Source organism: Pseudodonghicola sp. (assembly GCF_048268305.1).
Classification (GTDB): Bacteria; Pseudomonadota; Alphaproteobacteria; order Rhodobacterales; family Rhodobacteraceae; genus Pseudodonghicola.
In genome coordinates this window covers 83,450-92,761 of record NZ_JBLWVT010000001.1, presented here as the reverse complement: position 1 = coordinate 92,761, position 9,312 = coordinate 83,450, and the positions used below count along the sequence as shown (strand labels likewise).

Here is a 9,312-nt window from a genome sequence, read left to right as displayed (position 1 = left end):
GTGGCGCAGACAGAAGATCTGCTGACGGCCTAAGCACGGCCCCGGGTCCGGCCGCGCAAAGGCTCAGTTATCGTCGAAGGGATCCCATTCGTCCTCGACCTCCGGCAGCGCCTCGGCGGCGACTTCGGCAGCGATCTGCTCGGGGGTGCGGATCTCGGCGATCTTGGCCTTGGGGAACCGCGCCAGCACCGCCTGGACCAGCGGATGCGCGGTGGCCTCCTCGCGCAGGGCGATTTCGGCAGCGTCGCGTTTTTCGGCAATGGTCTCCGCCGTGCCGCCGCTGGTGATGATCACCGCCCAGCGGTTGCCGGTCCAGCTTTGCAGCCTGGACCCGAGCCGTTGCGCCAGATCGGTGGGGGCCTCGTCCGAGGGGGTGAATTCGATCCGCCCCGGCTGGTAGGAGACCAGCCGCACGCCGATCTCGACCTCGACCAGCAGCTTTACGTCACGATTGGTGCGGATCAGCTCGATCACATGATCGAAGGTCGGGTAGCGCGACAGCGCCTCGGCCACTTCTCCGGCGAGAAGGGCGGTGGGACCACCGCCCGCCGAACTGCGCGCGGGCATCGCGGCAGAGCCGACCGCCGGCGCGGGCGCCGACCAGCCGCGGGCGCCCTCGCCCATGCCACCGCCGGGGCCTCCGCCCATCGCCCCCCCGGACATCGGTGGCGGTGGCGTATCTTGCAACTTTCGCAGCAGCTCCTCAGGGCTGGGCAAATCGGCCACATGGGTCAGCCGGATCACCGCCATCTCGGCCGCCATCATCGAATTGGGGGCGGCGGCGACCTCTTCCAGCGCCTTCAGCAGCATCTGCCACATCCGGCTGAGCACCCGCATCGGCAGCGCCTCGGCCATCGCCAGCCCACGGGCACGTTCATCCGGGCCGATGGTCGGATCCTCGGCCGCCTCGGGGGTGATCTTCACCACCGAAACCCAATGGGTGATCTCGGCCAGATCGCGCAGCACCGCCATCGGATCAGCGCCTTCGGCATATTGCGCGCCAAGCTCGGTCAGCGCGCCGGCGGCGTCACCGCGCAGGATCATGTCCATCAGATCCAGCACCCGGCCCCGATCGGCCAGCCCCAGCATGGCGCGGACCTGATCGGCACTGGTTTCCCCAGCGCCATGGCTGATCGCCTGATCGAGCAGCGAGGTCGCGTCGCGGGCCGAGCCCTCGGCCGCCCGGGTGATCAGCGCCAGCGCGTCATCGGCGATCTGCGCGCCTTCCTTGCCGGCGATCTTGCGCAGCAGGCCCATCATGTCCTCGGGTTCGATCCGGCGCAGGTCGAACCGTTGGCAACGCGACAGAACCGTCACCGGCACCTTGCGGATCTCGGTGGTGGCGAAGATGAATTTCACATGGGCGGGCGGTTCCTCAAGCGTCTTCAGCAGCGCGTTGAACGCGCTGGTCGACAGCATGTGAACCTCGTCGATGATATAGATCTTGTAGCGCGCCGAAGCCGCCCGATAGTGCACCGAGTCGATGATCTCGCGGATGTCATTGACCCCGGTGCGCGAGGCCGCATCCATCTCCATCACGTCGACATGGCGGCCTTCCATGATGGCCTTGCAATGCTCGCAGACGCCGCAGGGTTCCGTCGTCGGGCCGCCGGTGCCATCCGGGCCGATGCAGTTCATCCCCTTGGCGATGATTCGCGCCGTGGTGGTCTTCCCGGTGCCGCGAATCCCCGTCATGATGAAGGCCTGCGCGATCCGATCCGCGGCGAAGGCATTCTTCAGGGTGCGGACCATCGCCTCCTGACCGACCAGATCGGCGAAGGTCTCGGGGCGGTATTTACGGGCGAGAACCTGATAGGCTGGAGCGTCGGACAAAGGGCTACCTGAAGGTCGGGGAATCTGCATCACCAGAACGTAGGGGTTGGGGGGGCCAAGGTCCAGTGGCCGCCGTCCCGATCGCCATTCGCCGCCCGTCATGCCCCCCCGTTTCGATCCAACCCAGACGGATAGTTTGGCCCTATCCTCGCAAGGTAAAGTTGCAACAGTTTTTGCGTCTCCCCTGGTTTGAAGAAAAATTAGCAAGGATTTATTGCGCTTTAACCGGCATGGGTTAGGTTAGCTGTTGAGGCAGTAAAACAAAAATTCCGGAACAACCTGCAATGAGCATAGCCGCCTACAAGCGGACGATCACCGAGACGGAATCCCCCCGCCAGATCGAGCGCCGCGTCCTTTCCCGTGTCACCGCAGAACTTGAACGGTTCGGACCTGAGTTCGATCGCTCTGAGACCAGCACCGAAAAGCTCGCCCTTCTGGCGGGCGGCCTGAACGATGCGCTCTGGCGCAACCAGCGCGTCTGGATGGCGCTGCAGAGCGATCTGGCCCAACCGGGCAACCAATTGCCCCCGGCCCTGCGCGCCGGGCTGATCTCGCTCGCGAGCTGGGTCGGAACCCACAGCAACGGGATCTTCAAGGGCAAGAATCGGGTGCAGCCGCTGATCGACATCAACAAAACCATCATCCGCGCTCTCGAAGGCAATCCGCTGCAGGTTATGGAATGATCGAATGGCGCTGCGACTGACCCTGAAACCGAACGAGAAGATCGTGATAAACGGCTGCGTCATCCGCAACGCGGATCGGCGCCAGACCCTGACGATCGAAAACTATGCCGATGTGGTCCGCGGCGTCGACCTGCTGGACGAGCACGAGGCCGCCACGCCCGTGAAGAAGGTGTATTTCTTTATCCAGTCGGCGCTGCTGCGGCCCGAGATCCGCAAGGATCTGACGCCAATCATCCAAAAGCACCTGGCCGATCTGGTACCGATCTTCAACCAGCAGATCGCCGGCCATATCTTCGAAGCGGCCAACCACGTGTCGGCCCGGAACTACTATAAAGCCATGCGCGCGCTGCGCGAGGTCATGCGGTACGAGGACGAGCTGTTGAATCTGCTCGCCAACCGCGACAACGCCGCCGTGCAGGCGGCGGAATAAGAGAAGGAACCCGTCATGGTCGTAAGCATCTCTGGCCTGAGCAGCCCACTGGCATTGAAGCTGATCGACAGCACCCATGACAAGCAGATCGAGACCATGAGCTCCTCAGGGCAATACGCCCGGGCGGTTGAGACCTTCAAGGAGCGGATCGGCTCGATCTCCTCGCCCGAGGAGCTGGTGAAGGATTACGAGGTTTACAGCTTCGTGATGAAGGCCTTCGACCTGGAAGACCAGATTTTCGGCCGGGCGATGATCCGCAAGATTCTGGAAAGCGATCCTGCCGACAAATCCTCGCTGGTCAACAAGCTGACCGACGACCGCTTCACCGATCTGAACGAGGCGATGGGATTCACCGCCGAGGGCGGCGAACAGGTGGTGCCCGATTTCACCGACGCCGACTGGCAACAGGGCATCATCGACAAGTTCTTCGAACAGACGCTGACCAACAGCTATTCCGACGAAAACGAGAATGTCGGGGTGGCGTTGACCTTCCGCGACAAGGTGGACAGCATCGACAACTGGTTCGACGTCCTGAAGAACGAGGATCTGAGCACCTTCTTCCGCACCGCGCTTGGCCTGCCGAAGGAGATGGCCTCGATCGACGTCGACAAGCAGGCCCAACTGCTCGCCAAGAGCTATGATCTGAGCAAGCTGTCCGACCCGGACGAGCAGGAGCGGCTGATGACCCAGTTCATGGCCATCGCCGATGTCGAAAACCCGCAGACCTCGAACATCAAAAGCGCCGCGCTGACGATCCTGCAAAGCTCGACCTCGCTGACCTCCTCGATCATCCAGATCACCTGGAATGTGGCGCCGGTCGCCTTCTCGACCTATTCGCTCTATCGCTGAGAGCGGCGGCAGGTCAGCCGATCAGGTCCTCGTCTTCGCCGCTGGGCAAGTCGATCTCGCCATCGCGGGCCAGACGGATCGCGGCCTCGACCAGTTCGGATTGCGCCTGCTTGACGTCACGGGTGCGCACCGGCCCCATGGCGCGCATCTCCTCTTCCAGCATATCACGCGACCGCGCCGGCAGCGATGACAGGAAATGATCGCGCAGCTCTTTCTCGGCACCGCGCAGCGCCAGCGGCAGTGTCTTGCCGGTGACCTCGCGCATCACCTTGGCCAGGGCGTTCGGCTTCAGCTCGATCAGGTCGGAGAAGATGAACATCTTCTGCTTGATGGCGCGGAACTTCTCGGGGATCTTCTTTTCCAGCTCGCGCGAAAGCCCCTCGAACACGTTGGAATCAAGCTTGTTGAAGACCATGACAAGCTGCTTCTCGGTTTCCGCCTCGGCATTGCGCCCGGCCTTCGCCAGCACATCCCGGCGCAGGCTTTCCTCGATGCCGCGCAGCGCCTCGCTCGGCAGTGCCTCCATCGCGACCATGCGTTCGATCAGATCGACGGCGCGCTCCTGCCCCAAGAGCGGCAGCACCTTGGCCGCCGCATCCGCCTTGATCCGGCTCAGGATCACCGCCACGGTCTGATTGTGTTCCTGACGCAGGAAATCGGCCAGGATCTTTTCGTCAAGCTGAGACAGATCGCCCCAGAGGTTGCCGGTGGCGCTGTCCTCGATCTCGCCCAGAATCTCGGCCACGCGATCCTCGGGCAGAAAGCCCTTGAGCAGCCCGCGCGCCGCCTCGACCGAGCCGGTGATGCCACCATAGCTCGACATCTTCTCGCCGAATTCGCGCATCACCTCTTCGACCACCTCGGCAGCCACCTCGCCCATGGCCGAGATCGCCCGGGTGATCTTGCGAATCTCGCCGACGTCGAGCTGCTGCATCAGCGCGCCGCCCCGCGCCTCCCCCAGACAGAGGAACAGAATGGCCGATTTCTCGGCTCCACTCAGCACCCTGTGCTTGCGGAGAGGGGTGAAGTGATTCATCGGCACAGGTTCACGAGGTTAACGGATCATCGCCAAAATAGCGTTCCCTATCCATGTGATGCAAGGAATACCGACAAGAACTTCCGACTATTTCTTAACAGCGGGGGACGGTCGGCTCGCCTAACCGCCGGTCGCTGCCGAATAGGACTGCATCAAGGACCCCGCCAGCATGTACCAGCCGTCGATCAGCACGAAGAAGATCACCTTGAACGGCAGCGACACGATCACCGGCGGCAGCATCATCATGCCGGCGCTCATCAGCACCGAGGCGACGATCAGGTCGATGGCTATGAACGGCAGATAAAGCAGGAAGCCGATGGTAAAGGCACGCCTGAGTTCCGAGATCATGAAGGCCGGCACCAGCACCCGCCAGCTCACCTGCGCCGCCTCGGCGGGCACCACCTCGGGGTTGGGTTCGCCGGCGATATCGCGGAACAGGACGATGTCCTTGTCGCGGGCATTGGCATACATGAAGCTGCGGAACGGCTCGGCGATCTTGACGATCGCCTGCTCCTCGGTGATCGCGTTCTGCAGCAGCGGCCGCAACCCGTCGACCCAGGCATCCTCCAGCACGGGCTGCATCACGAAGAAGGTCATGAACAGCGCCATCGCGTTCAGCACCATATTCGGCGGCGTCTGGTTCATCCCCAGCGCCGAACGCAGCATCGACAGGACGATTACGAAGCGCGTGAAGCTGGTGGTCACCACCAAAAGCCCCGGCGCGATGCTGAGCACCGTCATCAGCGCGAAGATCTGGATCAGCCGGCCCGAGAAGCTGGCGGCCTGATCGCTGCCCGGGGTCGAGCCGCCGAAGGTCGAGGACAGATCGCGGATCAACCCGCCCAGATCGGTCTCCTGCGCCACGGCGGCCACAGTCCCGGCCAGAAGGAAACCCCCGGCAAGGATAGCGCAGCGCGCGACAAAGGATTGAGGGCGGCGCATCCGGAAAATCCTCAGGCGTCCGAAATGAAATCTTTGACGATTTCCCGCAGGGCCACGCCGATCCGGTCCCCCTGCACCTTGACCAGATCGCCCCGCGCGACCAGCCGGTCGTTGATCATGATGTCCACCGGCTCGCCCACCTTGCGGTCAAGCTCGATCACCGACCCCTTGGACAGTTCCAGCAGATCGGATATCGGCATCCGGCTGCGGCCCAGCACCACGCGCACATCCAGCTTGACGTTCAGCAGCGCGTCGATATTGCGCCCGCCCGCCGCGGCGGCGACCGCCACATCCTTGAGCGACGGCTTTTCGCTCGCCCCCGAGGCCCCGCTCGCCGCGTCGATTGCGGCTTCGGGCATGTTCTGGGTTTCACTATCCGACATCTATCCGGCCTTCTCCTGATCGTCCTTCAGTTTCGCGGCCGCCTCGCGCAGCGCGTCGAGCACCGCGCCGCAGAGCTGGTCCAGGCTGTAGCTGAGCCCGCCGCCATCCCAATCGAGCCGCGCCGCCCCATCGCCCAGCGCCGCATCCGCCACCAGATCGGGTGCGGCCCCGGTCGGCGCGGCGAGATCGGCAAGCCGGGGGCCAAGCATCTCGGCCATCTCGGGCGATAGCCGCAGTTTCAGCCGGGCACTGCCCTGCGCCATGCGCAGCCCCTCGCGGATTCGCGCCTCGGCCAGATCGCGGGCATAGGCGGCCAGAAATTCCGGCGCGATCCGCTCGGCCACATCCAGCGCCAGATCGACCATGTCGCGCTCCATCTCGCGGCGACGCTGGTCCTCCTGCGCCAGCAGGCGGTCGGTTTCCGCCCGGATCACCTCGAGCGTGGCGGCGGCGCGGCTGTCGCGCGCCTGCTCCAATTCGGCCCGGGTCTCGGCCGCGCCCTCTTCCCGCCCGTGGGCAAAGGCGGTTTCGCGCGCCTCGGCCAGCAGGCGTTCAACCTCTTCCAGGGGCAGGCTGCGGATCGGCTCTGGCTCAGCAGGGGCGACAGGCGCCATCGCGGCGGATGCGACCCGGGCGTCCTCGGCATCGAAATCGCGCAGCCAAAGCTTCATCACGCGTCAGCCTCGGCCACCAGCCACGACCGCAACACGCGCAGCACCTCTTCCGGCTTTTCCTCGGCCAGGGCCTGGATCGCCTCGACCCGCGCCTTGATCAGGCTGCCGCGCACCCCCATCGCCTCGATATACTCATGCGGCCCCTCGTCCGCTTCCGGATCGAAGACCGAGGTCTGCCCCTCCGCCACCTCGAAACTCGGCGCCTCGGCCTTGCGGGCCAGGCTCAAGGCCGGCGTGCCGGGCTCTGCCGCCAGGGCCGCCCCCTCTGGGCCGGCAAGCGCTGCGGCCGACACATCGGCCCCCGCCAGTTCCGGCGTATTGCGCTGATTGAGCTGGCGCAGCAGCGGCCGCACGCCCAGGATCATCACCAGCGCGACGATGATCAGCGCCAGCACTCCGCGCAGGATCGACACGATATTGTCGCTGATCTGCTGCCCCAGGCTTTCCTTGACCGGATCGCCGACCTCCATCGAGTAATCCATGAAGCGCAGACTATCGACCGAGATGCTGTCGCCACGCCGGGCATCATAACCCACGGCGGTCTTGACCAGTTCGGTCAGCCGCTCCAGTTCCTGCGGGCTGCGCTCGGAATAGGTCACGTCGGACCCGTCGACGGTATAGATGCCATTGATCAGCACCGCGACCGAGATGCGCTGTACCTCGCCCGCCTCGCGCACCACCTCGCGGCGGGTATTGCCGATCTCGTATTGCACGGATTCGCCGGACTTCGATTGGCTGGAGCTGCTGCCGGCGTTCGGGTCGGCCAGCGCGGCGGGGATGTTGTTCTCGACCCCGACGTTGCCGCCCCCCTCGCTGCCGGCGCGCTGCTCGGCCCGGCTGTCGGTCGAGCGCACCACCTGCTGGTCGGGATTATAGGTCTGCTCGACAATGACTTCGCGTGCGGTGGACAGATCGACGTTCACCTTCACCCGCGCGTTGCCGGCTCCGACCCGGGCGGTCAGGATGTTCTGGATCTGCTGCGCCAGCCGGTCCTCGATCCCCGAGCGGGCCGATTGCAGCGTCGCCTGGCCATCGCCATCGGCAGCCTCGGCCAGAATGGTCTCGCCGCTGGCCGACAGCACGGTGACCCGCCCCAGCTCCAGCTCAGCCACGGAGGAGGCGATCAGGTTGCGGATCGACACCGCCTGCTTGCGGGTGATGGTCCGGCCCGGCAATGGCCGCACGATGACCGAGGCGCGCGGCTCGGGTCGTTCACGCGAAAACGCCTCGCGTTCGGGCAGCACCAGATGCACCCGCGCGCTCTGCACCCCGTCCATGGTCTGGATCGAGCGCGCCAGTTCGCCCTCCATGGCACGGAGCCGGTTCACCTTCTGCATGAAGGAATTCATCGCCAGGCCGCTGTTCTCGTCGAAAAGCTCCCAACCGGGATCCCCCTCGATCGGCAGCCCGGCCTCGGCCAGAGCCATCCGCGCCCGCGCCAGATCGGCGCGCGGCACCGAGACGCTCGAGCCGTCCTCGCTCATCCGCGTCTCGAACCCGGCGCCGGCCAGGGTGGTTTCGATCGAGGTCGAGGCAGAGACCGACAGATTGGTATAGAGCGGCGCGAATTCGCGCTGCGACACCGCCGCGATCCCCAGCACCAGCGCCAACACGACCCCCAGCGCCACGCCGCCGAGGATCATCAGCCGTCGCTGTCCCAGCGCCTTGAGGTTGTTGATCAAGTCCTGCACGCCGACCCCGCCCGGATATCTTTAATCTGTCCTTTATAAAGACTATTCTATTTTTGATCCTCAAGTAAACAGGCATGTCTATACTTGCATTAAAAAGAAAAACAGGGATTATATCCATGGAAACCTTAAGAGTCTGACCTGATCGCCCATGGCCCGCCCCGCAACCAAAAAGCCTGCCCCTGATCCCGCGCGCGCCGAAAGCCCCCCGACCGGCAAGGCGCGTTCAGCCCGGACGATGCTGATGGCGGCCGCGCTCTTGTCGGTGGGCTCGCTGGGCGGCGGCTTCGTGCTGGCGCGCCTCGCCTTCCAGCAGGATGCGGCCGGCTATGAACCCGACTACCTCGCCGAGGGCTCCGCCGCCGAAGGCCAGACCGCCGAGGCTCCTGATCATGCCGGAGGCACCACGGCAAGCCAAACGCCGGCCGCATCCGAAGCCGGGCATGGCGAGACGCAGGAAGCCGGCGCGATCGAGGGCATCCTGCCTTTCGAAGAGATCATCACCAATATCACCAGCTATGACGCCCGCGGCAATTCGGCCAAGGCCTTTCTCAAGCTGACCCTGGTGCTGGTCTACCGCCCCGAGGCCGGCGCCGCCGATCTGATGCACGCGCGACAGCCCTTCATGCGCGATCTCTTCACCGGCTACGCCCACAGCCTGACGGAAACCGACGTGCGTGGCATGGCAGGGATGATGAACGTCAAGGCCGAACTGCTCAAACGCGCCCGCGCCGCCGCCGGCAATGACCTGCCGCAAGAAATCCTGATCAGCGACCTGATCGTGCAATAGGGG

The 9,312-nt window shown here is 64.7% G+C and carries 10 protein-coding genes; 4 read left to right on the top strand and 6 right to left on the bottom strand.

Annotation, left to right across the window (positions count from 1 at the left end; all coding sequences use genetic code 11):
* Window positions 1-63: 63 nt before the first annotated feature.
* Window positions 64-1,863, bottom strand: a complete 1,800-nt coding sequence (locus ACN0V4_RS00470; RefSeq protein ID WP_417672543.1) for a DNA polymerase III subunit gamma/tau — start codon at window positions 1,861-1,863, stop codon at window positions 64-66.
* Between the two features lie 254 nt (window positions 1,864-2,117).
* Between ACN0V4_RS00470 and flaF the strand changes: the two genes are divergently transcribed.
* From flaF to ACN0V4_RS00455, 3 genes are read left to right on the top strand one after another with little or no spacing between them, the layout of a single operon-like run.
* A complete protein-coding gene (flaF, locus tag ACN0V4_RS00465) occupies window positions 2,118-2,516 on the top strand; it encodes a flagellar biosynthesis regulator FlaF (protein WP_417672542.1) in 399 nt (132 codons plus the stop codon).
* Window positions 2,517-2,520: 4 nt separating this feature from the next.
* Window positions 2,521-2,946, top strand: a complete 426-nt coding sequence (locus ACN0V4_RS00460; RefSeq protein WP_417672541.1) for a flagellar biosynthesis repressor FlbT — start codon at window positions 2,521-2,523, stop codon at window positions 2,944-2,946.
* A 15-nt stretch (window positions 2,947-2,961) separates the two neighbouring features.
* Entirely contained in the window at window positions 2,962-3,795 is an 834-nt protein-coding gene (locus tag ACN0V4_RS00455; protein WP_417672540.1) for a DUF1217 domain-containing protein, read from the top strand.
* A 13-nt stretch (window positions 3,796-3,808) separates the two neighbouring features.
* On the opposite strand, the gene ACN0V4_RS00450 is transcribed toward ACN0V4_RS00455, so the two are convergent.
* From ACN0V4_RS00450 to fliF, 5 genes are all read right to left on the bottom strand, one after another.
* Window positions 3,809-4,831 (bottom strand): flagellar motor switch protein FliG, encoded by a 1,023-nt coding sequence (locus ACN0V4_RS00450; RefSeq protein ID WP_417672539.1) that lies wholly within the window; start codon window positions 4,829-4,831, stop codon window positions 3,809-3,811.
* 120 nt (window positions 4,832-4,951) lie between these two features.
* Window positions 4,952-5,773 carry a flagellar type III secretion system pore protein FliP gene (fliP, locus tag ACN0V4_RS00445; protein WP_417672538.1) on the bottom strand — a complete coding sequence of 274 codons (822 nt, stop codon included), beginning with the start codon at window positions 5,771-5,773 and terminating at the stop codon, window positions 4,952-4,954.
* Between the two features lie 11 nt (window positions 5,774-5,784).
* On the bottom strand, window positions 5,785-6,156 hold the full coding sequence (fliN, locus tag ACN0V4_RS00440) for a flagellar motor switch protein FliN (RefSeq protein WP_417672537.1): 372 nt from the start codon (window positions 6,154-6,156) through the stop codon (window positions 5,785-5,787).
* On the bottom strand, window positions 6,157-6,828 hold the full coding sequence (locus ACN0V4_RS00435) for a hypothetical protein (RefSeq protein WP_417672536.1): 672 nt from the start codon (window positions 6,826-6,828) through the stop codon (window positions 6,157-6,159). It lies immediately after the preceding gene.
* Window positions 6,828-8,522, bottom strand: coding sequence for a flagellar basal-body MS-ring/collar protein FliF (fliF, locus tag ACN0V4_RS00430; protein WP_417672535.1), 1,695 nt, complete (start codon window positions 8,520-8,522; stop codon window positions 6,828-6,830). The genes ACN0V4_RS00435 and fliF overlap by 1 nt, the downstream gene beginning before the upstream one ends.
* 241 nt (window positions 8,523-8,763) lie before the next feature.
* On the opposite strand from fliF, the gene ACN0V4_RS00425 reads away from it, so the two are divergent.
* A complete protein-coding gene (locus tag ACN0V4_RS00425) occupies window positions 8,764-9,309 on the top strand; it encodes a flagellar basal body-associated FliL family protein (protein WP_417672534.1) in 546 nt (181 codons plus the stop codon).
* Window positions 9,310-9,312: the final 3 nt, after the last annotated feature.

What these genes read in the sequence shown, in the direction of transcription:
- ACN0V4_RS00470 (WP_417672543.1), bottom strand. Translation starts at nt 1,863, where the DNA reads ATGCAGATTCCCCGACCTTCAGGTAGCCCTTTGTCCGACGCTCCAGCC.
- flaF (WP_417672542.1), top strand. Translation starts at nt 2,118, where the DNA reads ATGAGCATAGCCGCCTACAAGCGGACGATCACCGAGACGGAATCCCCC.
- ACN0V4_RS00460 (WP_417672541.1), top strand. Translation starts at nt 2,521, where the DNA reads ATGGCGCTGCGACTGACCCTGAAACCGAACGAGAAGATCGTGATAAAC.
- ACN0V4_RS00455 (WP_417672540.1), top strand. Translation starts at nt 2,962, where the DNA reads ATGGTCGTAAGCATCTCTGGCCTGAGCAGCCCACTGGCATTGAAGCTG.
- ACN0V4_RS00450 (WP_417672539.1), bottom strand. Translation starts at nt 4,831, where the DNA reads ATGAATCACTTCACCCCTCTCCGCAAGCACAGGGTGCTGAGTGGAGCC.
- fliP (WP_417672538.1), bottom strand. Translation starts at nt 5,773, where the DNA reads ATGCGCCGCCCTCAATCCTTTGTCGCGCGCTGCGCTATCCTTGCCGGG.
- fliN (WP_417672537.1), bottom strand. Translation starts at nt 6,156, where the DNA reads ATGTCGGATAGTGAAACCCAGAACATGCCCGAAGCCGCAATCGACGCG.
- ACN0V4_RS00435 (WP_417672536.1), bottom strand. Translation starts at nt 6,828, where the DNA reads ATGAAGCTTTGGCTGCGCGATTTCGATGCCGAGGACGCCCGGGTCGCA.
- ACN0V4_RS00425 (WP_417672534.1), top strand. Translation starts at nt 8,764, where the DNA reads ATGGCGGCCGCGCTCTTGTCGGTGGGCTCGCTGGGCGGCGGCTTCGTG.